Raw genomic sequence first — 24,978 nt, 5'->3', positions numbered from 1 at the left:
GCAAGGGAGAGGGCCGGTCGTCCGCGAGGGCGGCCGGCCCTCGCGCACGTCCGGGCCCGGTCACCGGCCGGCACGAGGTCACCCGTCCGGCCCTGATCAGCAGCGGACGCGAGGTCGCACGTCCTGCCGGGTCGCCGGCGCTCGGCCGACACGTCGTGCGACCCCGGCGGACGCGAGCGGCACGTCGTGCGACCGGGGCGCACCGGACGGGAGGCGCGGGGCGGCCGACAGCGAGCCTCCCGTCCGCCTCGGACGGCGCGCGCACGCCCCCGGTGCCGTGTCAGCGCCCGTCGGTACTGTGGACGGACCGTACGACCGGAAGGAGCGCGACCGTGAGCGAATCACGCCGCACGGAGAAGGCGACCGCCGTCGCCGCCTGGGAAGCACTGTTCCGGGCGCAGGTGACCGTGATGCGGAGCCTCAACGCGGACTTCCCCGGCGGTGAGATCTCCTTCAACGAGTACGACGTCTGCTTCAACCTGTCGACACAGCCGGGTCGCCGCTGCCGCATGCGCGACCTCACCGGGCACCTCCTGCTCACCCAGCCGAGCGTCAGCCGCCTGGTCGACCGCCTGCTCGCCCGTGGGATCGTCGAGAAGCAGCCGGACCCCACGGACGCCCGTGGCGTCATCGTCGCCTTGACGCCGCACGGCTTCGACGTCTACCGACAGGTGGCCGTGCAGCACGCCGCGAGCATCGCCCAGCAGGTCGGTGCCGGGCTCTCGGACGCCGAGCTGCGCACCCTCACCGAACTCTGCACGAAGCTCCGCGTGGCGGTCGGGTCGACCCCGGCCCGGCGACCCGCTCGGGCGCTGGCCGACGCCGACACGGTGACGGCATGACCGGCGCCGTCGTCTGGCTGCGGGACGACCTGCGCCTGGCCGACAACCCGGCCCTGCGCGCCGGTATCGACCACGGCGGGCCCCTCACCGTGGTCTACGTCCTCGACGGCGAATCGGACGGCATCCGTCCCCTCGGCGCCGCGAGCCGCTGGTGGCTCCACCACTCGCTGACCGCCCTGGACGCCGAGCTGCAGGACCGCGGCTCGCGACTCGTCCTGCGTCGCGGTCCCGCGGCCGATGTCGTCGACCAGCTCGTCACCGACGCCGACGCCGACGCCGTGTTCTGGAACCGACGGTACGGGTCCGCGGAACGCGACCTCGACACCGGCATCAAGAGCGCCCTGCACGACCGTGGGGTCGAGGCCCACAGCTTCGCCGCGAACCTGCTCTGGGAACCCTGGACCGTGCTCACCGGACAGGGCGAGCCGTACAAGGTCTTCACGCCGTTCTGGCGCGCGGCCCAGGCGATGCCCGAGCCGCGGCACCCGCTGCCGAAGCCCCGTGACCTGCCCGACCCGACCGGGGTCGCGAGCGACACCCTCGACGACTGGGGCCTGCTCCCGACGAAGCCCGACTGGGCGGGTGGGCTCCGCGACGCATGGGAGCCGGGCGAGCTCGGCGCCCACCGTCGACTCGAGCACTTCGTCGACGACGCGCTCGAGGACTACGACCAGCGCGACGAACCCGCCATGGCGGCCACGAGCGACCTGTCCCCGCACCTGCGCTGGGGCGAGGTCAGCCCGTACCAGGTCTGGCACCGCCTGCACGGTCGGCTCGAGCCGGAACAGCGCCAGAACGCCTCGGCGTTCCTGCGCCAGCTCGCGTGGCGCGAGTTCAACTGGAACGAGTACTTCCACTGCGAGGACATCACGACCGTCAACGTGCGTCGTGAGTTCGACGCGTTCCCGTGGCGCGACGCGTCGGAGGACGAGGTCGACCGCTGGCGACGGGGGACGACCGGGATCGACCTCGTCGACGCCGGCATGCGCGAACTCTGGCACTCCGGTGCGATGCACAACCGCGTCCGGCTGGCGACCGCGAGCTTCCTGGTGAAGAACATGCTCGTCGACTGGCGGGTGGGCGAGCAGTGGTTCTGGGACACCCTGGTCGACGCCGACTCGGCCAACAACGCCGCGAACTGGCAATGGGTCGCCGGGTCCGGGTTCGACGCCGCGCCGTACTTCCGCGTGTTCAACCCCGATCGACAGCTCGAGCGGTTCGACCCGCACCGCGAGTACGTCCGGCGGTGGGTCCCCGCCGACGAGGACCGCCCGGAGCCGATGGTCGACCTGAAGGCCACCCGGCAGCGCGCGCTCGACGCCTACGACCAGATGCGCCGGTCGTGAGCCCACAGCCGTCCGTCGACCCGGCCGTCGTCGAGCAGGTCGACGCCGTCTTCCGGGAGCGTGTCGAGCGCGGCACGGCGCCGAGCAGCGTCTGGGGCGTGTTCGACCGCACCGGCCTCGTCGCGTCGGGTGGGCACGGCGACCGGGGCGACGGACGCCGGCCGGACGCCGACACCGTCTACCGCATCGCGTCCTGCACGAAGAGCGTCACCGCGGCCACGCTCCTGACCCTCGTCGCCGACGGGCGGCTCGACCTCGACGCCCCGGTCACCGCGTTCGTGCCGGCCTTCGCCGCGGTCGCCCTGCCCGGCCCGGACGCCCCGGTGCCGACCGTGCGGATGCTGCTGACGATGTCCGCCGGGTTCCCCACCGACGACCCGTGGGCGGACCGGCAGGAATCGATGCGCGACGACGAGCTGGACGACGTCCTGCGCGACGGACTGCTGTTCGACTCGGTGCCGGGCACCCGCTTCGCCTACTCGAACACCGGCTACGCCCTGCTCGGCCGGGTCGTGGCCGCCGTCACCGGCCGTCCGTTCCCCGAGGTCGCCACCGACACGGTGCTCCGGCCGCTCGGACTCGACCGGACGGTGTTCGCGGCCGAGCACGCCACCGGGCACGTCGTCACCGGCTTCCGCCCGCACGAGGGGACGTGGGAGCCCCTGCCGTCCACGGGGCCCGGGGCGTTCTCGTCGATCGGCGGGCTCTTCTCCACCGTCGCCGACCTCGCCCGGTGGGGCGCACACCTGGCCTCCGCGTCCTCGGACGCCCCGGAGACCGGACCGGTGTCGCCGGCCGACCGTCGCCTCATGCAGCAGGCGATGCGGGTGGTCCCGCCGTCTGTCGTGCCGACCTCGACCCGGGCGACCGCGTACGGCTTCGGGTTGTTCGTCGAGCAGGACGACCGGTTCGGCGAACTCGTGTCGCACTCCGGCGGGTACCCCGGGTTCTCGGCACACATGCGGTGGTCCGTGCGCGACGGCCTCGGCGTCGTCGCGTTCGAGAACGCCACGCAGGCCAAGGTGTCCGTCGCCGCACAGCAGGCGCACGACCTCGTCCTCGCGGCGGCTGCGGCCGACGACGAGGTGCACGCCGGCGGCGGTGCGGCCGCCGCAGCCGTCGGGGTGCAGGCGACCGCCCGTGCGACGCGGGCGGCGCAGGTCGCCGTGACGGGCCTCCTGGCCCACTGGCGCGACGACGTGGCGGACGCGATCTGCACGCCGAACGTGGCGATGGACGTGCCGTACGACCGACGGCGGCGTGCCGTCGCGGCCGCGGTCGCCGAGGTCGGGGCGGACCTGACCGCCGCGCCGGTGCAGGAGCAGTCCTCCGCGCCGTCGCACCTGCGCTGGTGGCTGCCGGGCAGCAGCGGCCGACTGCGGATCGAGCTCCGCCTCGCGCCCCTCGCCGCCGGGCGGGTCCAGACCCTGACCGTCGTCGCCGAGCCCGCCGAGCGCTGACCGCCGTCGTCGCCCGCGGGCCAGACCCGCAGCGCTTCCGCGCGCCTGCCGGCCCACTGATATACTTGCCGTCTACATGTAACCGGTCGAGCGACCGCCGCCCACCGACGGAGAAGCGATGCCCAGGAAGCCCGACCCCACGCTCAAGCCGGCGATCCTCGAGAAGGTCACCGAGCACCTGCTCGACACCAAGCTCGAGGACGTCTCCGTCCGCAGCCTCGGCCGGGTCCTCGGCACGAGCGCCTACCCGATCGTGTACCACTTCGGCACACGAGAGGCCCTGATCCAGGCGGTCGTCGACCACCTCGCCGAGACCGTCACCGCCGCCGACCTCGACCCGGCGTCGGACCACGCAGCGCTGACCGACTGGCTCGTCACGACCTTCGGCGGCCTCGACCACCCGGAGCGTGCGCTCGCAGCCCGACTCACCTTCGAGCTCGGCTCGGTCGAGGCGCTCGACGGCCACCGCCACCAGCACGCCGCACACCGCTGCCGGGTCGAGACGATCACCGCGTGGGTCGTCGCCCACGGCACTCCCCCGGACGACGCCGAGCTCCTCGCGCAGGACGCCGTCCTCGCCGCGCGCGGCGCACAGTGGGGGTCCCTCGTCGATCCCGAGCACACCGACGTGGACGCAGCCCTCCGGGCGGTCGCGGACGAACTGGCCGCGAGCACCGGAGCCGTCCGGGCCTGACGACGACCACACCGACGACGGAGCGGTCCGGCGCCGACCACCCCGCTGCGGGGACGACGACGGGGCACGGTGCCGTCGGCACCGTGCCCCGTCGTCAGGGTCGGGTCAGCGTCGTGGCCCGTCGCGCACGTCTCAGACCGTGACGAAGGACTGCGACTTCGCGTTGGCGAAGCGCGCCGCGACGTTCTCCCAGTCGACGATGTTCCAGACGGCCTTCACGTAGTCGGCCTTGACGTTGAGGTAGTCGAGGTAGAAGGCGTGCTCCCACATGTCGAGCAGGAAGATCGGCACGAGACCGAACGGCACGTTGGCCTGCTGGTCGAACAGCTGGAAGGTGGTCAGCTTCTGGCCGACGGTGTCCCAGGCCAGGACGGCCCAGCCGGAGCCCTGGATGCCGTTCGCGACGGCGGCGAACTGCGCCTGGAACTTCTCGAACGAACCGAAGAACTCGTCGATCGCCGCGGCGAGCTCGCCCTCGGGGACCTTGGTGTCCGGGCCGAGGTTGGTCCAGAAGATCGAGTGGTTGACGTGGCCACCGAGGTGGAACGCCAGGTCCTTCTCGAGCTTGTTGATCGCACCGAAGTTGCCCGACTCGCGAGCCTCGCCGAGCTGCTGCAGGGCGGTGTTCGCGCCGGTGACGTAGGCCTGGTGGTGCTTGTCGTGGTGCAGCTGCATGATCTTGCCGCTGATGTGCGGCTCGAGTGCGGCGTAGTCGTACGGCAGCTCCGGCAGGGTGTACTCAGCCATGTGAGTTCCTTTCGATCAGTGGGTTGCGGATGGGATCCCGCGGCTCACGAGAGCCGGGAACGATCGGTGAGGGAGTGGAATTCCCGGTTGTGGTAGACCAGCGGCTCGCCGCGGTCGAGTCCGACGATGATGTCCAGGACCTCGGCGACGACGACGGTCGAGCTGCCGATGGGGGTCGTGGACAACGGGCGGCAGCGCAGTGCACTCGCGGCGCCGGGCAGGTAGCGGTCGCCGGAGGGCAGCGTCCCCCAGATCGGGTCGTCGGCGGCCGGGCTGCCGGTCGAGGCGAAGCGACGGGCGAGGTCGACGCCGCGGGAGTCGACGAGGTGCACGACGAACACGGGGGCACCGAGCACGACGCCGGCGGAGCCGGAGTTCGTCGAGAGCGAGAACACCAGGACCGGCGGGTCGACGGCGACGCTCGCGACGCTCGAGGCGGTCAGTCCGGTGGGGCCGTCGGGCCCCTCCGCCGTGATGACGGCGACTCCGGCCGGGTGGCCGCGGAAGGCGGACTTGTACGCGTCGGCGATCGTCGCGGGGGCTTCGTCGGGCATGGTGTTCGTGGTCGTTCCTCCGGTGGGGGTGGTCACCACGCGGTGGCCAGGTCCCAACGTATGACCTGAACCATGGTTGAGGTCAACGATTCACAGGTTCGGCGGCTCCCGGGCGTGCCGCACGGGCCCCGCCGCGCCCCGCGCAACGCGTCGCCGGGCTCGGCGGAGGGACTTCGTGAGCAGGAACGGTCGGGTCGCTCGCGGCGACCCGACCGCTTCTGCTCACCGAGCGCGCACCGGCCGGCCCCGGCGCGAGCGCGCACGGCAGCCCGGGCGCGCACGGCCCGGCGTCAGCGGCGCTTGAGCATGACGACCGCGCCGGCGGCAGCGACCACCATGAGCACGGCGGCGACGCCGGCGGTGATCGTCACGCCGGAGTCGAAGGCCGCACGCGCCGACTCCAGGAGCGCCTGCCCCGCCGGGCCGCCGAGCGTCGAGGCCGCCGACACCGCGCCGCCGAGGGTCTCCTGCGCCGCGACGTGCGCCCCGGCCGACAGCCCGTCGGGCACCAGGACGTTCGCGCGGTAGGTCGTCGCCAGGATCGTGCCGAGCACCGCCGTGCCGAGGACGGCGCCGATCTCGTACGCCGTCTCGGACATCGCCGAGGCGGCCCCGGCCTTGTCCGCCGGCGCGGTCGAGATGATGAGGTCGTTCGTCACCGTCTCCGACGCGCCGATGCCGATGCCGAGCAGGACGAACGCGAACGCCAGCGCGGCGATCGACGCGTGGTGCCCGAGCACGGCGACGAGCGCGTAGGCCGCCGCCGAGAACAGCAGCGAGACCGACACGACCCAGCGCGGCGCGACCCGGGCGACGACCGGCACCACCGCGAGCCCGGCGATGATCGTGAGCACGGACCCCGGGATGAGCACGAGTCCGGAGGCGAACGGGTCGAGGCCGGCGACGAGCTGCAGGTGCTGCGCGATGAAGAACAGGAACCCGGTCAGCGAGAACATCGCCGCGAGGTTCATGAGCACGCTGCCGGTGAAGGCGGTGCTGCGGAAGAGCCGGAGGTCGAGCATGGGCGTCCGGGAGCGCAGCTGCCGCCGGACGAACGCGATGCCGCAGACCACGCCGACGGCGAGCAGGGCGACGGCGAGCCCGCGCTCCTCGGGGTGCACGACGGACTTGATCGCCCAGACGGTCGGCGCGAGGGCACCGAGCGACAGCACCATGCTCGGCACGTCGACAGGGCCGGGCAGCGGGTCCCGCGACTCCGGCACGCAGAACGGCACGCCGACGAGCATGAGCACGAGGATCGGCACCGCGACCACGAAGACGCTGCCCCAGTGGAAGTGCGCGAGCAGGGTCCCGCCGACGAGCGGACCGAGTGCGTTCCCGGCGGCGAACATCGTCGACCAGACGGCGAGCGCCATGCGCCGCTCCCCCGCGTCGACGAAGACGTTGCGGATGATGGAGAGCGTCGCCGGCATGAGCATCGCACCGAAGACCCCCATCGCGACCCGGGCGGCGACGAGCATCCAGGCGTCGGTGGCGAACGCTGCGGCGACCGAGAACAGGGCGAAGCCGGTGGCCCCGATCACCAGGATGCGGCGCCGGCCGATGCGGTCGCCGATGCTGCCCATCACCACGAGCAGGCCCGCAAGCACGAGCGGGTAGGAGTCGACGATCCAGAGCTGGGTGGCGGCGTCGGGCTCGAGCGCCCGGCTGATGGACGGCAGCGCGAAGCTCAGCACGGTGTTGTCCACCGAGATGAGCAGCACCGGCAGCATGAGGACGGCGAGCGCGAGGAAGCGTCGGGCGCGGCTCCCCCGGACACGGGTGGCGACGGGGCTGGTGAGCAGTGCGGACACGGCGGACTCCTGGGACTTCGAGCCGGACCAGGTCGACGGCGGGTGGTACGTGGGGCAGACGAGACGGGACGCGGGATGGACACGCGCCCCGTCAGGACTCCGTTAGTGTACCGTCTGGACGGTTTTGGTTGCAACCGCAACCAAGCGCCGGTCGGGAGGCTCGTCACCAGACCGCCCCGCGCCTCCCGTCCGTCAGGCGCTCGGTACCGGGTCGGGCCGCCGTCCGCAGCGCGCGCCGCGGGGGGCGTCGCGCTAGGCCGACTCCCGCAGGAGCAGCCGGTGCCGGACCGTCCGCTGGACCTCCGGACCGGAACGCGGCAGCTCCCCCGCCAACATGCCGAGCGCGAGGTCGATGGCCGCACGCGCGACCTCGTCGAGGTCGACCGCGAGCGTCGTGAGCGTCGGCGCCACGAGCTCCCCGAGCGGCAGCCCGTCCACCCCGACCACGCGCACGGCGCCCGGCACGTCCACCCCCGCACGTCGGCAGGCCTGCAGGACGCCGAGCGCCGTGACGTCGTTGAACGCCACGAACGCGTCGAGCCGACGGAACCGACCGAGCGCCCGTGTCGCCTCGGCCGCACCGCACTCCGCCGTCGCCTGCGCGGCGTGCACGAGCTCCGGCAGGTACCCGCGGCGGCGCAGGGCATCGGTGACGAGCGCACCGCGGACGCTCGGCCGGCCGGCCTCGGAGTGGTCGAGCACCACCGGGTGCCGCACACCGGCGGCGACCAGGTGGTCGGCGAGGGCCTCGACGGCGTCGGTGGGGTCCAGCCGCACCGCTGCCGTCGACGGTTCGGTGTGCGGGTCGAGCTCCACCATCGGGACGGTGCCGAGCAACGCGTTCCAGCGCTCCCGGCGGGCGCCGAGGTACCCGATGACGACGTCGGTCTGGGCACCGAGCGCCTGCACCATCCGGTCGGCGTCGCTCGCCAGGTCGACGTCGGCGAGCATGACGTTCCAGCCCTGCTCGGCGGCGAGCCGGAAGACCGCCGACGCGAGCTGCGGTGTATAGGGGTTGCGCAGGTCGTTGACGACGAGACCGAGCTGGTGGTCGCCGCCGGTGACGAGGCCGCGGCCGAACCGCGACGGACGGTAGTCCAACCGCTCGGCCGCCGCGAGCACGCGCTCCTTCGTCGCGGCACTGATGCCGCTCAGGCCGTTCACCGCGCGCGTGACCGTCTGCCGCGACACCCCGGCGGCCGCGGCGACGTCGAGGATCGTCGCGCGGCCGCCGGGTGCGGCGCCTTCGGTCAGTCGCGGAGGTCCAGCCATGCCACCTGTTCCGGGGTGAGGTCGACGGAGAGGCCCGTCATCGAGGACCGGGCCTCCGCGATCGTACGCGGACCGAAGAGCGGGAACGTCGGGAACGGCTGGTGCAGCACGTACGCCAGGGCGATCGCGGTGGCCGGCACGCCGAACCGCTCGCCGAGCTCGGTCGCGCGGCGGAGCCGCTCGAAGTTCGCGTCGCTGTAGTAACAGCGCACGAGCTCGGCGTCGCTGGTGTCCTCCGGCTTCGCCCGCCCGGTGAAGAACCCGCGTGCCTGCGACGACCACGGCAGCAGCGGGACCTGGCGCTCCTCGAGCCAGGCCTTCGACGCGGCGTCGGTCGCGTGCACGCAGCCGTCCCACGGCACGTCGTACGCCTCGGCGAGCCCGAAGTGGTTGCTGAGCACCTCGAACCCGTGCTTGCCGTTCGCGCGCGCCCACGCGTTCGCCTCGTCGAAGCGCGCGGTCGTCCAGTTCGAGCCGCCGTAGACCCGGATGCGGCCGGCGCGACGGTGCTCGTCGAGGACGTCGACGAACTCCCCCACCGGGATGTCCGGGTTGTCCCGGTGCATCATGTAGACGTCCGCGTAGTCGGTGCCCTGGCGGTCCAGGCTCTCGAGCAGCTGCCTCGTCAGCGACTCCGGGTCGCAGAAGGGCGTGTGCGCGCCCTTCGTGATGACGACCACGTCCTCGCGGATCCCGCGGTTCTGGATCCACCGGCCGAGGCGCCCCTCGAGCACGCCGCCGCCGTAGACGTAGCCGGTGTCGAAGACGTTGCCGCCCTGCTCGACGAACAGGTCGAAGATCGCGCTGGCGTGGGCCAGGTCGGGCTGGTTGTCGACGCCCATCACCAGGCGGGACAGCTGCTTGCCGACGCCCGGGACCTCGCCGTACCGCATCGGGTTGCCGGCGCGGTCCGGCTCGTGGGCGGCGACCGTGAGCGGCCGGCCGGACACGGTCGGGATGTCCGCGGTCTCGGCCTCGAACGGGTAGCGGAGACCGATCGCGGCACGCCACCGGTCGAGCGTGCGGGCCGTCGCGAGGGACTCGTCGAGCGTCATCTGCGCCGCGTCGACCGACCCCGTGCGCAGGGCGTCGGTGGTGGCGTCGGCCTCGAGCGCGTAGGGGTGCGCCCCGGGGAAGGTCAGCGTGCGGGGGTCCTCGTCGACGGTGTGGACCTGGATCGTGGGGGCGTCGCCGAGGGTCCACGGGTCGGTGAGCACGATGCGCCCGCGGCTGCCGTGCACGGTGACGGCGTTGTCGTCCTGCACGCGGACACCCGTGCGGACGGACGCGGTGATGCCGCCCCGGTAGGTCAGCTGCGCGACGGTCCACTCGTCGACCCCGGTCGGGCCGAGGGTGCCGTGCGCGCTGAGCTCGGTGGGCTCGGCGACGGCGACGCCGGTGGCGGCCTGCACGACCGCTGCAGCCATGGTCACCGGGTAGCCACCGACGTCGAGGATGCCGCCGCCGGCGGTGTTGACGTCGAACAGCCGACCGGTGCGCTCGCCCGCCCGGAAGGCGAACGCGGCGTCGACGTGCGTGACCTCGCCGACCGCACCCTCGCGCACGAGGTCGAGCAGTGCGGCGGTCTGCGGGTGGAACCGGTACATGTAGGCCTCGACGAGGGGCAGTCCGGCCTGCCGTGCGGCGTCCGCCAGCGCCATCGCGGTGCCGTGGTTCGGCGCGAGCGGCTTCTCGCAGAGCACGGCCTTGCCCGCCTCGAGCGCGGCGAGCACGAGTGCGGCGTGGCCCGTGTGCACGGTCGAGACGTAGACGGCGTCGACGCGGGGATCGGCGAGGGCGTCGGTGTGGGTCCCGGCCGCGACGTCGGCGAAGCCGTGCCCGACGGCCTCGTCGGCGAAGGCCCGTGCCCGCTCCGCCGACGTGCTGCCGGCGGCGGCGAGCACGGCACCGGACGCGCTGGCCGGCAGCTGGGACAGGAAACGGCGTGCGATCTGGCCGGGGCCGAGGACGGCCCACCCGGGGGTCTGCTCGCCGGTCGGGCTGTTGCTGGAGGTGGTCGCGGTCTGCGCTGACATGCGGATCCTTGTCGTGTCGTGAACCTTCACGGTCCCGTCGACCGTAGCGTCCCGAACGCGCCGGATCAACGGTTCGCGGCCACAGACGGCGTGTCCCCTCGTGGTGCACGGCAACGACTTCGTGAACGTTCACGAGAACCGGTGCCCGAAGCCGTGGACGCACGCGCGCTGGGGGCCGCTCCCGCATGGCAGACTCTCGGCATGGCCAGTGCCCGTGACCGCGTCCTCGACAGCTTCGTCGCCATCGTGTGCGAGGAGGGCGAGCGTCCCGCGACCCTCGACGCCGTCGCCGCCCGGGCCGGGGTGTCGAAGGGCGGACTGCTCTACCACTTCGGGTCCAAGGCGGCGCTGGTCGAGGGGCTCTGCGAACGGCTCTCCGACCTGTCCGCGATCGACGTCGAGCGGATGCGCGAGGCCGAGGACGGGCCCGCCCGCTACTTCGTCCGCAACTGCCTGTTCGTCGGCAGCGAGCTCGACCTCGTGCTCCTCGCCGCGAGCCGCCTGCAGCAGGCCGGGTACGAGGAAGCCGGTCGGACCCTCGACGACACCGAGAACGCGTGGCTCGAGACCCTGGTCGAGGCCCTCGGCGACGAGCCGACGGCCCAGGCGGTGAAGCTCCTCGGCGACGGCCTGTACCACCAGGCGTCGCTCGGGGCCGCGAGCGACGTCCGGCCGCACCGCGGCAGCGTCGACATGGAGCCGCTGCTCACCGTCGTCGACCGGCTCATCGCGACCCGACCCGGAGCGTGAACCGGCGTCCCCGCTCCTGGGGATAGACTGGGCGACGTTCCACTCGTCGACACCCGGAGGTATCCCGTGGGCCGCGTCATCGCCGCTGTTTTCTCGATCCTGCTGCTGCTGGTGTCGATGTACCTGTTCGGGTTCGCCTTCCAGGTCGAGTCCGGCCAGGCCTTCGTCTTCATGGCCGGCGTGCTCCTGATGAGCCTCTCGTTCTTCCTGCCGATCCACGTGTTCGGCAAGCGGTAACCAACCCGCACGACGGAACGGCCCCGCACCTCTCCGAGAGGCGCGGGGCCGTTCTGCGTGGTCGCACCGTCGGTGCGCGGTGTCGTGCCGGACTACGCCAGGACGCGCAGGGTCCGGAGGGTGACGGCCGTGCTGATCGCGGCGTGCGCAGCCTCGGCCCCCTTGTCCTCCTTCGAGTCGGGCAGCCCGGCCCGGTCGAGGCCCTGCTGCTCGTCGTCCAGCGTCAGCACGCCGAAGCCGACCGGCTTGCCGGTGTCGATCGCGACCCGGGTGAGCCCGCTCGTCGCCGCGTCGGAGACGTACTCGAAGTGCGGGGTGCCGCCGCGGATGATCACCCCGAGGGCGACCGCGGCGTCGAACCCGGCCTCGAGCGCGGTCTTCGCGACCACGGGCAGTTCGAAGCTCCCCGGGACCGGGATGACGTCGGCCGTGGCACCGAGGCGCTCGACCTCGCGCTGGGCCCCGGCGAGGAGCCCCGCCGCGATCTGGTCGTGCCACTGCCCGGCGATGATCGCCACCCGGATTCCGCTGCCGTCGACCTGGTCGCGGTCTGCCGCGCCTGCTCCGCTCATCGTGTCGTTCCTTCCGTGGGCACGGCATCGGATGCCGCCGCCCGGTCTGCCGCGTCCAGCCACTCGGCGAGCGCGGCGATGGTGATGACGGGCACGCCCTCGCGTGCCCCGAGTGCGACGAGCGCCGGCAGCCGCATCATGCCGCCGGCCTCGTCGACGATCTCGCAGATCGCCGCGGCGGGCCGGAGCCCGGCCGCGGTGACGAGCTCGATCGCTGCTTCGGTGTGGCCCGCGCGTTCGCGGACCCCGCCCGGGCGTGCGCGCAGGGGCACCACGTGTCCGGGGCGGTGCAGGTCGTCACGCCCCGACGTCGGGTCGGCCAGGACGCGCAACGTGTGTGCTCGGTCGTGGGCGCTGATGCCGGTGGTGACACCGACGGCGGCGTCGACCGTCACCGTGTAGGCGGTGCCGCGGACGTCCTCGTTGTGCTGCACCATCGGCGGCAGGTCGAGGGCGTCGGCGATCTCGGTGCTCACCGGCGCGCAGATGAAGCCCGACGAGTGTGCGACGGTCCAGGCGATCCACTCGGGGGTCGCGAGCTCGGCGGACAGGATGACGTCGCCCTCGTTCTCGCGGTCCTCGTCGTCGACGACGATCACCGGGCGCCCCGCCGCGACGGCGGCGATCGCCTCGGGGACGCTCGCCAGCCCTGCGGCGGCGACCGAGGTCGTGGTGTCGGGCGCCCCGGGGCGCTGGCCGGTCTCCGTGACCATCACCGGGCCTCCTGTGCGGGCGCCGTCGCGGCGTCGAGCCGCAGCATCCGCCGGACGTGACGGGCCAGGACGTCCGTCTCCACGTTCACCCGGTCGCCGGGGACGCGGAGTCCGAGGGTCGTCGCCTCGAGCGTCTCGGGGATCAGGCTGACCTCGAACCAGGCGGCGTCGGGGGCGGTGTCCTCCGGCGAGACCGCGCTGACCGTGAGCGAGACGCCGTCGAGGGCGACCGACCCCTTGTCGACGATCAGCGGGCTGAGCGCCGGGCTGAGCGAGAAGCGCACACGGCGCCAGCCGTCGCCGTCGGCCGTCTCGAGCACGGTCGCCGTGCCGTCGATGTGGCCCTGCACGATGTGTCCGCCGAGCCGGTCCCCGACCGACGCGGCACGCTCGAGGTTCAGGCGGTCCCCCACGCGGAGCGCACCGTGGGCGCTCATGTCGAGGGTCTGCTTCATGACGAAGGCGGTGAAGGTCTCGGGGGTCTGCTCGACGACGGTCAGGCAGACGCCACTGGTCGCGATCGAGTCGCCGTGCCGGGCGTCCTGCACGACGACGGGGCCGTGCACGGTGAGCGCGACGGAGTCGCCCTGCTGCTCGACGGCGGTGACGGTGCCGAGTTCCTCGATGATGCCGGTGAACACTGGTGTCCTCTCAACGGGACTCCGGGGGCGTTCGACGATCGTCGGCATCGACGGACGACACGCCACCACGGGTCGTGGGACGTCCTGTCCGTCAGCGCGCCTCCCATCCGGACTCTCACCGTCGGTCCCGGATTTCCACCGGGTCAACCTCAGTCGGGTTCGCACCCGTCATCAGTTCGTGGACTGTCACCACCGGTTCGGAATTACACCGACCCCGGAGCGCTTGCGTAGTCCGAACGATACCCCACCCGGTCCTGGGTGCGTGCGGGTGTGACGGAGGGCGGCTGCGGGGCGGGGCGGAGCTGGCGGTCGGTCGGACGGTCGGGCCGTCGGGCGGTCGCCGCACTTTGCGACGGACCACGCGACGATCGACACGTGTGCTGTCGGAAGGTGCACGTGCATCCGATGCGTCGACACCTTCCGACAGAGCACGCGTCGATCGACCGGTGCTTCGTCGGTGGATGCACACGCACACCCGCATCCCGGACACGCCGGCGAGGGGCGCCGCTGCTGCGCGACGCCCCTCGTCGACCCGACGGTCAGTGCCGACGACGGAGCACGAGCGTGCCCGCACCGGCGAGGAGCAGCAGGAGCGCGAACCCGAGGGGCAGCACCGGCGAGGACGCTCCGGTGTAGGCGAGCTGCCGCTGGCCGGCACCCTCGGCTGCCGTCGTCGCGTCCCCCGCCGCCAGGGTGGTCGTCCCGCCGACGGTCGCTCCGGTGGTGCGGACCACCGAGGTGGTCACCACGGCCGGAGTGGAGGCCCGGGGCACGTCGGTCGTGCCCGTGGACGTCCCGGGGGTGGTCACGGTGCCGGGCGTGGTGCCGTCGCCAGGGGTCGTGCCGTCACCAGGAGTGGTGCCGTCACCAGGAGTCGTACCGTCACCAGGAGTCGTACCGTCGCCCGGAGTCGTGCCGGTCCCGGTGCCGGGAGTGGTCCCGGTGCCGGTGCCGTCACCGACGATGCCGATGCCGTTCCCACCGATGGTGATGGGCAGGTCGATCACCGGGGTGACCTGCGTCCCGGAACCCGTGCCGTCCGACCCAGAGGTCGAACCACCCACGACCGGCGCGGAGCCCGTCGAGGTCGACGAACCGGTACCCGTGCTGGTGCCGTCACCGACGACGCCGATGCCGTTCCCACCGACCGTCACCGGGACCGAGACCACCGGAGTGACCTGCGTCCCCGAAGCCGTGCCGTTTGAACCGGAGGTCGAACCACCCACGACCGGCGCGGAGCCCGTCGAGGTCGACGAACCGGTGCCCGTGCTGGTGCCGTCACCGACGACGCCGATGCCGTTCCCCCCGACCGTCACCGGAAACGAGACCACCGGAGTGACCTGCGTCCCCGAACCCGTGCCGTCCGACCCGGAGGTCGAACCACCCACGACCGGCGCGGAACCCGTCGAACCCGTCGAACCCGACGTGTCCGTACCCGTGCCGGTGCTCGTTCCGTCACCGATCAGACCGATGCCGTTCCCACCGACCGTCACCGGAACCGAGACCACCGGAGCGACCTGCGTCCCCGAAGCCGTGCCGTCCGACCCAGAGGTCGAACCACCCACGACCGGCGCGGAACCCGTCGAACCCGACGTGCCCGTACCCGTGCCCGTGCTGGTGCCGTCACCGACGACGCCGATGCCGTTCCCACCGACCGTCACCGGGACCGAGACCACCGGAGTGACCTGCGTCCCCGAAGCCGTGCCGTCCGAACCCGAGGTCGAACCACCCACGACCGGCGCGGAACCCGTCGAACCCGACGTACCGGACGCGGAGCCAGTGCTCGTACCGTCACCGATCAGACCGATGCCGTTCCCACCGACCGTCACCGGAACCGAGACCACCGGAGTGACCTGCGTCCCCGAACCCGTGCCGTCCGAACCAGAGGTCGAACCACCCACGACCGGCGCGGAACCCGTCGAACCCGACGTACCCGTACCCGTGCCGGTGCTCGTACCGTCACCGATCAGGCCGATGCCGTTCCCACCGATCGAGACCGGGACCGAGACCGCACCGAGCACCTGGGTGCCCGAGAGCAGTCCGTCCTGACCCGAGGTGCTGGCCGACGCGGGAGTGCCGGTCGAGGACGAGGAGCCGGTGGGCCGCGCCGAGTCGGTGCTCGTGCCGGCGCCGAGGACGCCGACTCCGTTGCCGGAGACGGTGACCGGGACGCTGACGACCGGGGACACCTGCGTCCCCGAGGCCGTGCCGTCCGACCCCGAAGTGCTCGGCGCCGCCGAAGACGACGCCGCCGAGGACGGGGCGGACGACGACGTGCCGGCGGGGGTCGACGTCGACGCAGCGTCGCCGCCGACGGCCACGGCATTGCCGGTGGCGGTGACCGGAGCGGTCACGTCACCGGCCACCTGCGTGCCGGAAGCCGTGCCGTCGGCACCGGACGTCGCCGGTGCCGAGGTCGCTGCTGCCGAGCTCGGTGCTGCCGGAGCCGGTGCAGCGGCGGGTGCTGCGGTGGAGGCGGCGTCGCCACCGACCGCGACGGCGTTGCCGCCGACGTGCACCGGAGCGGTCACCTGCGGCACGACCTGCGTGCCGGAGGCCGTGCCGTTCGCACCCGAGGTCGTCGGAGCCGTGGACGGCACCGCCGCGCTCGAGGGGGACGGCGAGGCAGCGGCCGGGGATGCGGTCGCCGACGACACCGCGTCGCCGAGCACCCCGAGTGCGTTGCCGGTGAGGGACACCGGGGCGTCCACGGACGGGACCACCTGGGTGCCCGAGACGGCGCCGTCGGCTCCGGAGGTCGTGGCCGCGTTCGCCGCAGCCGTCCCTCCGAGTGTGAGGCCGCCGACGCAGAGGGCGAACCAGAGCCCTCGCGAGACGTACTTGTTCATGGTCGTACTCCCTGATCGAGATGTCGTCCGACCGCGGTCGCGGTCGGGTGTGCGTGCCTGCCGTGGTGGACAGGTGCACCGATCTCAGTCAGGGGCGACGTCGTGCTCGCCGACGACCGATGCGGGGACCGCGTCGTCGGAGAGCGTGCCGCGAGACCCCGCGGCGAGGGAGAACGAGTCGTCGGTCGAACCGACGGTGCCGACGGCGGTCGCGCCGCCGGTGGTCGAGGAGGCGCTGCCACCGAGGACACCCGCGACGGGCGCGTCGGACGGGCCGCCGTGGCCGTTCCCGTCGGCGGGCACCCGGAGTGCCGTGCCGCCGACCGTCGCGTCCGCGACGTCCGCCGTCGCGCCGGGGGTCACCGTCACGCCGGAGATCACCGTCGTCGGCGTGACGGCCGAGTCGGAGATCCGCCCGTGGGCACCCGCCGGGCCCACCGGCTGCTGCCAGCGCGTCGAACGCGCAGCGGCATCCGGACCGGTCGTCGAGGCGACGGCCGGGCCAGCCGGGGCCGCAGCCGGCACGACGGAGCCGACCACCGGGGCGGTCGTGCCACCGGGCACGGGCGACGGAGCGCCGAGGACGGGATCCGAGCCTCCTGGCAGGGTCTCGCCGACGGACGGGACGACGCCGGTCACCGTGTCGGGGACCGATCCGACGACCGTCCCGACACCCGTCAGGGTGTCGTCCACGAGGTCCGTCACCGGTGCAGTGACGGTCCCGACCACGTCGTTGCCGACGACGTCGTCGACGGTGCCCACCACGGCGCTCACCGGGCGGCCGTCGGTGACGGCCTGCACGGTGTCGGTGACGGGACGGAGCGCGCCGGCGACGGTGTCGGTGACCGGCCGGGAGGCACGACTCACCGTGTCGACGACACCCTGCGTCAGGTGCGTGGTCGACCGGGCGGCAGGGGCGGCGTGCGTCGGTGCCGCGGCCTGGTGGGGCGCGGGAGCCGGAGCGGGGCTCGACGGCGCGGCGGGCGCGGGCTTCGGGGCGACCGCCGCGGGTGCCGGAGCGGCGGGCGTCGGCTTCGTGGCCACCGGTGCGGGCTTCGTGGCCACCGGAGCGGGCTTCGCGGGAGCCGGAGGTGTCGGGACGACGGCCTTCGTGACCGGTTCGACGACACCGCCCACTGCGCTGCCGACGCCGTTCGTGACGTCGTCGACGGCCGAACCGAGACCCTCGGTCGCGTGGCCGAGGACGCCCTGGTGGGCGCTCGTCGTCGGCGGCGCGGACTCGGCCGCAGCCGCGGGGCGCGCCCCGAACAGCAGGGAGAGCAGCACGAGCGCGGCCAGTGTCCCGACGCCCACGAGGGCGATCCGGACGGCGGCGAGCCAGGGTGCACGAGTCGTCGTGTCCATGCGCTCACCTCCTGATCTCGGCTGCGCACGTAGAGTGGTTGACCGGCAATGTACGCCGCTCTGCGCCGAGACGGAACCCGTTTCGCAAGAAATCTTCAGGAAAGGCCGACCGTGGTCTCGATCTTCAACGCTCCGACCCGCAACATGGACGTCGTCACGCTCCACGAGGTCCTCCGACTGCGGCAGGACGTCTTCGTCGTCGAACAGGAGTGCGCCTACGCCGACGTCGACGGCCGCGACCTGGAACCGGGCACGGTGCAGTTCTGGGCCGGCCAGGGCTCGGTCGACGCCACGCTCCGCCTGCTGCGCGAACCCGACGGCACCGAGCGGATCGGGCGCGTCGCGACGGCGAAGCACGCCCGCGGCCAGGGCCTCGCCGGGCAGCTCATCGAGGCGGCGATCGCCGAGTCCCGCTCCCCCGTCATCGTGCTCGGCGCGCAGTCACACCTCGAGCAGTGGTACGCCCGGTTCGGCTTCGTGCGCTCGGGCGACGAGTACCTGGAGGACCGCATCCCCCACGTCCCGATGACCCGGACGCGCTGACGCCGGACCGCCGGGCCTGGGCGCAGCGGCCGCCTCAGGCGCGCCAGCGGCGGAGCTCGTCGAACGAGCGCCCCTGCCCGGAGCGGTCGGCGACGAGGCGCTCGAACACGATGTTCGTCTGGGTCGTCGCCACCGACGGGTCGCCGCTGAGCTCGTCGGCGACGAAGTCCCGGAGCTGTTCCGTCGACTCGCAGGCGATGTGCACGAGGAAGTCCTTGTCGCCGGCCAGGAACGACACGTCCTGCACGACGGGCACCCGGAGCAGCCGCTTCGCGAAGTCGCGGAGTTCGCGGCGGGCGGCGGCGTGCACCCGCACGGACACCATCGCCTCGATCGAGAACCCGAGCCGGGCGACGTCGACGTCGGCGCGGTACCCCCGGATCACCCCGGCGTCCTCGAGCGCCCGGACGCGGGCCAGGCACGTCGACGGTGCGATGCCGACCGCAGCGGCCAGTCGGTTGTTCGGGATCCGGGCGTCGGCCGCGAGCGTCCAGAGGATGCGTTCGTCGACCTCGTCGAGGCGCGGAGCGGGCTCGGGGCGACGGGCAGCGCGATCGGACACGACCCGACGCTACCGCGCGCACGCGGCACGGGCGACGGGACCGACCGCCGCGTCCCCGGCTCGGCAAGCTGGGAGGACACCGAGCACCTGCTCGGGAACGTGACCATCGTGGGTCCTGCTGCGTCGCAGGACCGGACGCGGACGACCGCATCCGGACAGGAGACCCCGTGAGCACCACCGACCACGACGACGACCCGACCGCCAAGCCGTCGCTGCGCGACACCGTCACCGCGGGCCTGGTCCAGAAGGCACTGGAACCGGTCCTGCGGGCAGTGCGCGACGAGGTGGCCTCGGCACGGCGGGAGATCGGCCAGCGCGTCGACGGGGCGAGGACCGGGCTCGTGCTGACCGGCATCGCCGTGGGCTCCGCGTTGACGACCCTCGTGCTGCTGGCGGGCCTCGCGGTCGCGCTCCTGGCACTGGTGCTGCCGGTCTGGGCGGCGACCGCCGTCACGTTCGTCCTGTTCGCGCTCGTCACCGCCGTGCTGTTCGCGATCGGCGTCCGGGGCATCCGACGAGGTGTCCCACCGGTGCCGGCGGACACGGTCCGGGCCGCGAAGGACCGGGTGACGCACGCAGCCGACGCTCCGGCCCGACGCGACTGAGCCGTCCGGCGCTACATCGCGAGCGTCATGCCCACCACGGCGACCGTCATCGCGAAGACCTCACCGCTGCGGACGGAGCGCCGGTCCGCACGCCCCCACTCGTACCGGAGCAGCCAGCCGCTGAAGGCGCAGTAGCCGACCACACCGGCCCCGAGCACGGCGGACAGGACCACGGCGTGCCCGCCGTGGTCACCGGCGACACCGACGGCGTGTCCCATCAGCAGCATCCCGGCCATGACGACGGACGAGAGCGCACGGTGGACGTCCATCGGCTCCGCCCGACCACCGTCGGCACGGCGGCGACGCATCACGGGCAGCGGTGCGAGCACCAGCAGCAGCGTCGCTGCGAGCAGGGTCCAGGCGGCGCCGGCGTGCACGACGGGCATGAGCATCGCGACGAGCATCACGGCCGCCGGCACGACGACGGCCGGGCGCGGACGGTACCGGTCGCCGACGATGCAGCACACCGACGCGAACTGCGGCACGACGAGCATGGCGTCGGCGACGGTCTCGTGCACGTCCGTGTCCTCGTCCCGGTGGGTGGTGCGGGGTCGGGGTGGGTCAGTCCTCGTCGCGGGCAGCGGCCTTCGCGGCGCGCTCCTGCTTCACCCGGGCGTTCTCGGCGTGCACCGCGGCCTGCGTGGCACGCTCGCGGACGAGCCACTCGGGCTTCTGCTCGAGCAGCGTCTTGATCTCCGCGGTGGTCAGCGGGTCCTCGATGCCGGCACGGGTGAGCCCGGAGATGGACACCCCCAGCTTCTGCGCCACGACCGGTCGCGGGTGCGGACCGTCGCGTCGGAGGTCCTCGAGCCACGTCGGGGGTTCGTTCCGGAGCTCGTCGAAGGCGGTCCGCGTGACGGGAGCGTCCCGGAAGGACTCCGGAGCGGCCGCCAGCAAGATGCCGAGCTTCTTCGCAGCCGTCTCGGGCTTCATGGTCTGTTCCTGCGCCATGGGGTCAAGGGTACGGCCCCTATGCTCGTCTGCATGACCGCGGCACTCACCATCGCCTTCGTGCCGGGGGTCTCCCCCGCCAAGTGGGCTCGCGTCTGGCGCGAACGATTCCCGACGATCGACCTCGTGCTGCGCCCGATCGGCGCCGGCGACGTGGACGACGCCCTGGCCGGTGAGGCCGACATGGCCTTCGCCCGCATGCCCGTCTCCCGCCAGCACAACGCGATCCCGCTCTGGACCGAGACGGCCGTCGTCGCGTTGCCGAAGGACTCCCCCCTGGCGGAGCTCGACGAGGTCGACCTCGGCGCCACCGAGGTGCACGTCGTCGACGCGGGCCCGGTGCCCGCCGACATCGACGGCGCGCTCGACCTGGTCGAGGCGAACGTCGGCGTGGCGGTGCTCCCGCAGTCGCTGTTCCGGGCAGCGAGCCGCAAGGACCTCGTCGCACGCCCCCTGACCGACGCGCCCGGCACCCGGATCGCCCTGGTCTGGCGCGACCAGGACGCCACCGAGGTGACCGAGGACTTCATCGGCGTCGTGCGCGGCCGGACGGCGAACAGCTCACGACGGGCACCGGACGCCTCGACGGACGCCGGAGCCCCCGGTTCGGGCTCGGCCTCGGCACGCAGTGCGAAGACCGGCTCGGGCAAGGGTGCCGGCGGCAACGCCGGCGCAGGTGCCGGCGGCAAGGCCAAGGCGAAGTCACCCGGCGGCGGCAAGTCGGGCAGTGGCAAGGGCTCGAACACGGGCAAGGGGCCGGTCCCCGGCCGGGGGCGCATGCGCGGCAAGCCGAGCCGGGGGTCGAAGGGCAACCGGTGACGGACACGCGGCTGGTCGCGATGCCGGCCACGCGCCTCCCGGCCTGGCTCGACCGCACCATGGCGGAGTACGTCGCGTCCCGGATGCAGGCGGGCGAGACCCGCGAGCAGGCCGAGGCGAACGAGCAGCAGTCGCGCGACCGCTGGTTCCCGGGCGGCTCCCCCGCCGACGGACACCTGGTGTGGGACGTCACCGACCAGGACGGCACCGTCGTCGGGCACCTCTGGATCGGACCGTTCGCACCGGGCAGCCCGGACTGGTGGGTGTTCGACGTCGAGATCGCCGCGACGCACCGGCGACTCGGCCATGCCCGCCGCGCGCTCGAGCTCGGACACCGGGCCGCAGCGGAGCACGGCGCGACGAGCATCGGCCTCAACGTGTTCGGCTACAACACCGGCGCGCAGGAGCTCTACGCGGCGCTCGGCTACCAGGTGACGTCGGTGCAGATGCGCCGCCCCCTGCGGGACGACGACTAGCGCAGGACCGCGGCGGCAGCCCGCTCGACGCGGTCACCGCGTGCGTCCTCGGCGGCAGCCCGGGCCCGGGCGACCACGACGGCGTCCGCGCGCTCGGCCGAACCCGCGTCGAACGGTGGCTGCGGGTCGTACTCGAGCTGCAGCTGGATCGCTTCCGCCGCCGGACGCCCCGCGAGTTCCGCCGCGAGCCACAGCGCCATGTCGATGCCGGCGCTCACCCCGGCCGCCGTGACGACCGAACCGTCGTCGACCACGCGGTCGTCGACCGGCTGCGCACCGAAGGCCTCGAGCATCGGTTTCGACGCCCAGTGCGTCGTCGCCCGCTTGCCGGCGAGCAGCCCGGCGGCGCCGAGCACGAACGCCCCCGTGCAGACCGAGGTCACCCAGGTGGCACGCTCGGCCTCGCGCCGGACGAAGCCGATCACCTGCCGCTCGGCCATCGCGTCGAAGGCGCCCTCGCCGCCCGGCACGACGAGGACGTCCGCCGGGGCCGCCTCGGCGAACGTCGTGGTCGGCACGAGGGACAGCCCGCAGTCGCTCGGGACCGGGTCGAGCGTCGCGGCGACGTACTCGACGCGAGCACCGGGCACCCGGGAGAGCACCTGGGCCGGACCGGTCAGGTCGAGCTGCGTCAGGTGCGGGAAGAGCAGGAAGGCGATGCGCACCTCGTCCGGGCCGTGCGCCGGGGCGGTGCCGTCGGCCGCCGGCTCGGGCGTCGGGACCTCGGCGTCGAGCGGGACCGCCACGGTGTCCGCACGGACGGGGTGGACGGGCCGCACGCGCGGGTTCTCGGAGCTCATGCCGCGACCCTAGCCCCGCCGACGTCCCCGTGGCTGCTCCGCGCTGCTCAGCGCTGCTCAACGCACTGTTCAGCTCGCTGCTCAGCGCTGCTCAGCGCCAGACCCCGGACGTCCCGCGTCGGTGGCTGCCGACGAGGTGCGTGTCGACGATGCCGAGGGCCTCCATCAGGGCGTGCATCGTGGTCGGTCCGACGAACGCGAAGCCGCGCTTCCGGAGCGCCTTCGACAACGCGACGGACTCGTCCGACGTCGTCGGGACCTCGGCTGCGGTGACGGGCGCGGGGGTGGCGGCCGGCCGGAAGGACCACACGAGGTCGGACAGCCCGCCGTCCGCGCGCAGGGCGACCGTCGCGTTCGCGTTCGTGATCGTCGCGGCGATCTTCGCCCGGTTCCGCACGATGCCGGCGTCGGCCATCAGCCGTGCGACGTCGTCCTCGCCGAAGGCCGCCACGGTGTCCGGGTCGAAGTCGGCGAACGCGGCACGGAACGCGGGCCGCTTCGCGAGGATCGTGCGCCACGACAGACCGGACTGGAACGCCTCGAGCGAGAGCCGCTCGAACACCCCGCGCTCGTCGCGGACCGGCATCCCCCACTCGGTGTCGTAGTAGTCACGGAGCATGGCGTCGGACGACGCCCACACCGGACGGGCGAGGCCGTCGGCCCCGACGACGAGGTCCGGGGTCGCCGGTGCACGGTCGGGCAGGGGCTCTGGGGTCATGCACCCATCCTGGCGTGGTCAGCCGACACCGCCAGCCCCGCGGTCACTGCGCCGGCGGTCCGTCCTGCACGGCCTGCGGGTCCATCCAGACGTACTCCCAGCGGTGCCCGTCCGGGTCCGTGAAGCTCCGCTGGTACATGAAGCCGAGGTCCATCTCCGGGCGGTCCTCGGTGCCGCCGGCGGCGACCGCCGCGTCGACGATGCGGTGGACCTCGTCCTTCGAGGCCGCACTCAGCGAGGTGATCACCTCGATCGTGTCGGCGTCGGCGATGGCCTTGTCGGTGAACTGGGTGAACTTCGCCGCCGTCAGGATCATGACGAAGATCGTGTCGCTCACCACGACGCACGCCGCCGTGTCGTCGCTGAACGCCGGGTTGATCGAGTAGCCGAGCGCCTCGTGAAACGCCTTCGCGCGCTCCAGGTCGGCGACGGGCAGGTTGATGAAGACCATCGTGTCCACGGGGTCGTCCTTTCCTCGTGCTCAACCTGGCGCGGCGAGGGGCGGAGCGCAACTGTTCCTCGGCGGTACTGACCGGTACGCAATATACTAGGTCGATGGAGACGGCGTACGTGGACGAGTCGGAGCCGGGCGGCGGCCTCGACCACACCGTGTACGTCCTCGCCGCCGTCATCGTGACGGACGCGAACGCAGACGACGCGAGGGCCGCCGTCAGGAGGTGCACACCGCCGCGAATGCGGAAGCTGCACTGGTACGAGGGACTGCCCAGCCAACGGCTCTCGTGGCTCGATCTCCTGCTCCATGCCATCGAGGTGGTCGTCGTCCGCTACGAGGGTGTCGTCGCACGGGCGGAACGGCGTCGCCGGCGCTGCTTGGAACGACTGGTCTGGGAGCTCGAGCAGCGGGGTGTCAGGACCATCGTGCTCGAATCGCGCGGTCCGGCGAGGGACCGTGACGACCGTTCGATGTTCACGGCGCTCCGTGATCGCGGTATCGGGAGCCGTCTGCGCTGGATGCACGTGCAGCCGTCGGACGAGCCGCTGCTCGCACTCGCCGATGTCGCGTGCGGCGCACATCGCGACGGCTCGCCACAGATTCCGCCGGCAGTGATCGTAGGCTGACCAGAACGCAAATCCCCGGGCCCGCGCTGGCTGCAGGACATCCGGGGATCACTTCCGGCCGAGAGCACCCGACCGACATTTCAATACTAGGACGCCCCGTCAGCGTCGTCAACCAGCCCGAGTCGGACGGGAGGCGCGGCGCCGACCGGCACCGCGCCTCCCGTCCGACGGTCAGGACCGTCTGCTCAGGCGAGCTCTCGGCCTTCGCCGGCCGCCTTCTGCTGCGTCTCGGCCTCTGCCTGGCCGATGATGTCCTCCGCCGGGACGGGGTTCAGCCGGTCCCAGAGGAAGAACAGCAGCCCGCCGACGAGCATCGACAGCCCGACCCACAGGTTGATGTGGATGCCGCCGGTCTTCTCGGGGTCGCTGTCCCAGTGGACGATGCCGACGACGGTCACGATGACGCCGTACAGGACGAACAGGCCGCCGAGGATGCGACGCAGGTCGAGTCGGCGGGTGGAACGGACGAGGGCGGCCTTCTGCTCCTCGGTCATGGCGGTGGTGGTGTCGCTCATGGGAGATCTCCTTCGCG

Annotated in this window: 27 protein-coding genes, 1 pseudogene and 1 riboswitch; of the genes and pseudogenes, 11 read left to right on the top strand and 17 right to left on the bottom strand. The window is 73.0% G+C overall.

Annotated features, from left to right (window positions below; all coding sequences use genetic code 11):
- Positions 1-332: 332 nt before the first annotated feature.
- The 4 genes from BIU94_RS13375 (at position 333) to BIU94_RS13360 (ending at position 4,342) form a co-directional block, all read left to right on the top strand.
- Positions 333-842 carry a MarR family winged helix-turn-helix transcriptional regulator gene (locus tag BIU94_RS13375; protein ID WP_175472223.1) on the top strand — a complete coding sequence of 170 codons (510 nt, stop codon included), beginning with the start codon at positions 333-335 and terminating at the stop codon, positions 840-842.
- On the top strand, positions 839-2,188 hold the full coding sequence (locus tag BIU94_RS13370) for a deoxyribodipyrimidine photo-lyase (protein ID WP_071261111.1): 1,350 nt from the start codon (positions 839-841) through the stop codon (positions 2,186-2,188). The genes BIU94_RS13375 and BIU94_RS13370 overlap by 4 nt, the downstream gene beginning before the upstream one ends.
- Complete coding sequence (locus tag BIU94_RS13365; protein ID WP_071261109.1) at positions 2,185-3,648, top strand: serine hydrolase; 1,464 nt, start codon at positions 2,185-2,187, stop codon at positions 3,646-3,648. Before BIU94_RS13370 ends, BIU94_RS13365 begins: the two co-directional genes overlap by 4 nt.
- Positions 3,649-3,766: 118 nt before the next feature.
- Entirely contained in the window at positions 3,767-4,342 is a 576-nt protein-coding gene (locus BIU94_RS13360; protein ID WP_071261104.1) for a TetR/AcrR family transcriptional regulator, read from the top strand.
- A gap of 132 nt (positions 4,343-4,474) precedes the next feature.
- Here the strand turns inward: BIU94_RS13360 and BIU94_RS13355 are convergent, their stop codons facing one another.
- The 5 genes from BIU94_RS13355 to BIU94_RS13335 form a co-directional block, all read right to left on the bottom strand.
- Complete coding sequence (locus tag BIU94_RS13355) at positions 4,475-5,089, bottom strand: superoxide dismutase (RefSeq protein WP_071261102.1); 615 nt, start codon at positions 5,087-5,089, stop codon at positions 4,475-4,477.
- Between the two features lie 44 nt (positions 5,090-5,133).
- A complete protein-coding gene (locus BIU94_RS13350; protein ID WP_071261098.1) occupies positions 5,134-5,643 on the bottom strand; it encodes a flavin reductase family protein in 510 nt (169 codons plus the stop codon).
- Positions 5,644-5,933: 290 nt separating this feature from the next.
- Positions 5,934-7,457, bottom strand: coding sequence for an MFS transporter (locus BIU94_RS13345; protein WP_071261096.1), 1,524 nt, complete (start codon positions 7,455-7,457; stop codon positions 5,934-5,936).
- A gap of 252 nt (positions 7,458-7,709) precedes the next feature.
- Complete coding sequence (locus BIU94_RS13340; protein WP_071261094.1) at positions 7,710-8,729, bottom strand: LacI family DNA-binding transcriptional regulator; 1,020 nt, start codon at positions 8,727-8,729, stop codon at positions 7,710-7,712.
- Entirely contained in the window at positions 8,708-10,765 is a 2,058-nt protein-coding gene (locus tag BIU94_RS13335; protein ID WP_071261082.1) for an aldo/keto reductase, read from the bottom strand. The genes BIU94_RS13340 and BIU94_RS13335 overlap by 22 nt, the downstream gene beginning before the upstream one ends.
- A 201-nt stretch (positions 10,766-10,966) precedes the next feature.
- Here BIU94_RS13335 and BIU94_RS13330 point away from each other — a divergent pair, with 201 nt between their 5' ends.
- Both BIU94_RS13330 and BIU94_RS17860 read left to right on the top strand, forming a co-directional pair.
- Entirely contained in the window at positions 10,967-11,515 is a 549-nt protein-coding gene (locus BIU94_RS13330) for a TetR/AcrR family transcriptional regulator (protein ID WP_071262041.1), read from the top strand.
- Positions 11,516-11,581: 66 nt separating this feature from the next.
- Positions 11,582-11,752 (top strand): hypothetical protein, encoded by a 171-nt coding sequence (locus BIU94_RS17860; RefSeq protein WP_017888559.1) that lies wholly within the window; start codon positions 11,582-11,584, stop codon positions 11,750-11,752.
- 92 nt (positions 11,753-11,844) lie between these two features.
- Here the strand turns inward: BIU94_RS17860 and ribH are convergent, their stop codons facing one another.
- From ribH to BIU94_RS13305, 5 genes and pseudogenes are all read right to left on the bottom strand, one after another.
- The gene (ribH, locus tag BIU94_RS13325) at positions 11,845-12,324 is read right to left on the bottom strand and encodes a 6,7-dimethyl-8-ribityllumazine synthase (protein WP_071261080.1); all 480 of its coding nucleotides are present in this window, start codon (positions 12,322-12,324) and stop codon (positions 11,845-11,847) included.
- Between the two features lie 53 nt (positions 12,325-12,377).
- A pseudogene (ribB, locus tag BIU94_RS13320) lies at positions 12,378-13,037 on the bottom strand (3,4-dihydroxy-2-butanone-4-phosphate synthase); the annotation flags it as partial.
- Complete coding sequence (locus BIU94_RS13315; protein WP_071261078.1) at positions 13,037-13,678, bottom strand: riboflavin synthase; 642 nt, start codon at positions 13,676-13,678, stop codon at positions 13,037-13,039. The gene BIU94_RS13315 and the pseudogene ribB, both read right to left, overlap by 1 nt.
- A gap of 91 nt (positions 13,679-13,769) precedes the next feature.
- Positions 13,770-13,904: riboswitch (FMN riboswitch) on the bottom strand.
- A 313-nt stretch (positions 13,905-14,217) separates the two neighbouring features.
- Positions 14,218-16,527 carry a hypothetical protein gene (locus tag BIU94_RS17855; RefSeq protein WP_083404830.1) on the bottom strand — a complete coding sequence of 770 codons (2,310 nt, stop codon included), beginning with the start codon at positions 16,525-16,527 and terminating at the stop codon, positions 14,218-14,220.
- 84 nt (positions 16,528-16,611) lie between these two features.
- Positions 16,612-17,892: a hypothetical protein gene (locus BIU94_RS13305; protein WP_071261073.1), complete on the bottom strand. Its 1,281-nt coding sequence runs from the start codon at positions 17,890-17,892 to the stop codon at positions 16,612-16,614.
- Positions 17,893-18,003: 111 nt separating this feature from the next.
- Here BIU94_RS13305 and BIU94_RS13300 point away from each other — a divergent pair, with 111 nt between their 5' ends.
- Positions 18,004-18,435 carry a GNAT family N-acetyltransferase gene (locus tag BIU94_RS13300; RefSeq protein ID WP_083404829.1) on the top strand — a complete coding sequence of 144 codons (432 nt, stop codon included), beginning with the start codon at positions 18,004-18,006 and terminating at the stop codon, positions 18,433-18,435.
- Between the two features lie 34 nt (positions 18,436-18,469).
- Here the strand turns inward: BIU94_RS13300 and BIU94_RS13295 are convergent, their stop codons facing one another.
- Complete coding sequence (locus tag BIU94_RS13295) at positions 18,470-18,997, bottom strand: Lrp/AsnC family transcriptional regulator (protein ID WP_071261071.1); 528 nt, start codon at positions 18,995-18,997, stop codon at positions 18,470-18,472.
- Positions 18,998-19,164: 167 nt separating this feature from the next.
- Here BIU94_RS13295 and BIU94_RS13290 point away from each other — a divergent pair, with 167 nt between their 5' ends.
- Positions 19,165-19,602, top strand: a complete 438-nt coding sequence (locus tag BIU94_RS13290) for a phage holin family protein (RefSeq protein ID WP_071261069.1) — start codon at positions 19,165-19,167, stop codon at positions 19,600-19,602.
- An 11-nt stretch (positions 19,603-19,613) separates the two neighbouring features.
- On the opposite strand, the gene BIU94_RS13285 is transcribed toward BIU94_RS13290, so the two are convergent.
- Both BIU94_RS13285 and BIU94_RS13280 read right to left on the bottom strand, forming a co-directional pair.
- Complete coding sequence (locus BIU94_RS13285; RefSeq protein WP_071261067.1) at positions 19,614-20,120, bottom strand: hypothetical protein; 507 nt, start codon at positions 20,118-20,120, stop codon at positions 19,614-19,616.
- A 43-nt stretch (positions 20,121-20,163) separates the two neighbouring features.
- Positions 20,164-20,553 (bottom strand): DUF5997 family protein, encoded by a 390-nt coding sequence (locus BIU94_RS13280; RefSeq protein WP_071261065.1) that lies wholly within the window; start codon positions 20,551-20,553, stop codon positions 20,164-20,166.
- A 33-nt stretch (positions 20,554-20,586) separates the two neighbouring features.
- Here BIU94_RS13280 and BIU94_RS13275 point away from each other — a divergent pair, with 33 nt between their 5' ends.
- Both BIU94_RS13275 and BIU94_RS13270 read left to right on the top strand, forming a co-directional pair.
- Positions 20,587-21,372: a LysR family substrate-binding domain-containing protein gene (locus tag BIU94_RS13275; protein WP_071262034.1), complete on the top strand. Its 786-nt coding sequence runs from the start codon at positions 20,587-20,589 to the stop codon at positions 21,370-21,372.
- Positions 21,369-21,848, top strand: coding sequence for a GNAT family N-acetyltransferase (locus BIU94_RS13270; protein ID WP_083404827.1), 480 nt, complete (start codon positions 21,369-21,371; stop codon positions 21,846-21,848). Before BIU94_RS13275 ends, BIU94_RS13270 begins: the two co-directional genes overlap by 4 nt.
- Here the strand turns inward: BIU94_RS13270 and BIU94_RS13265 are convergent.
- The 3 genes from BIU94_RS13265 to BIU94_RS13255 form a co-directional block, all read right to left on the bottom strand.
- Positions 21,845-22,648: a DJ-1/PfpI family protein gene (locus BIU94_RS13265; protein ID WP_083404826.1), complete on the bottom strand. Its 804-nt coding sequence runs from the start codon at positions 22,646-22,648 to the stop codon at positions 21,845-21,847. The two genes, BIU94_RS13270 and BIU94_RS13265, sit on opposite strands and share 4 nt — an antisense overlap.
- A gap of 91 nt (positions 22,649-22,739) precedes the next feature.
- A complete protein-coding gene (locus tag BIU94_RS13260; protein WP_071261063.1) occupies positions 22,740-23,366 on the bottom strand; it encodes a DNA-3-methyladenine glycosylase I in 627 nt (208 codons plus the stop codon).
- 43 nt (positions 23,367-23,409) lie between these two features.
- Entirely contained in the window at positions 23,410-23,817 is a 408-nt protein-coding gene (locus tag BIU94_RS13255; RefSeq protein WP_071262026.1) for a VOC family protein, read from the bottom strand.
- 104 nt (positions 23,818-23,921) lie between these two features.
- Here BIU94_RS13255 and BIU94_RS13250 point away from each other — a divergent pair, with 104 nt between their 5' ends.
- Positions 23,922-24,446, top strand: a complete 525-nt coding sequence (locus BIU94_RS13250) for a DUF3800 domain-containing protein (protein WP_071261060.1) — start codon at positions 23,922-23,924, stop codon at positions 24,444-24,446.
- A gap of 185 nt (positions 24,447-24,631) precedes the next feature.
- On the opposite strand, the gene BIU94_RS13245 is transcribed toward BIU94_RS13250, so the two are convergent.
- Positions 24,632-24,961 carry a hypothetical protein gene (locus BIU94_RS13245; RefSeq protein WP_071261038.1) on the bottom strand — a complete coding sequence of 110 codons (330 nt, stop codon included), beginning with the start codon at positions 24,959-24,961 and terminating at the stop codon, positions 24,632-24,634.
- Between the last annotated feature and the right edge of the window lie 17 nt (positions 24,962-24,978).

It is taken from the genome of Curtobacterium sp. MMLR14_006, assembly GCF_001864985.1.
In the GTDB taxonomy this organism is placed as follows: Bacteria; Actinomycetota; Actinomycetes; order Actinomycetales; family Microbacteriaceae; genus Curtobacterium.
Note: the sequence above shows the minus strand (reverse complement) of the source record. Positions and strands in the feature narration are given on the sequence as shown.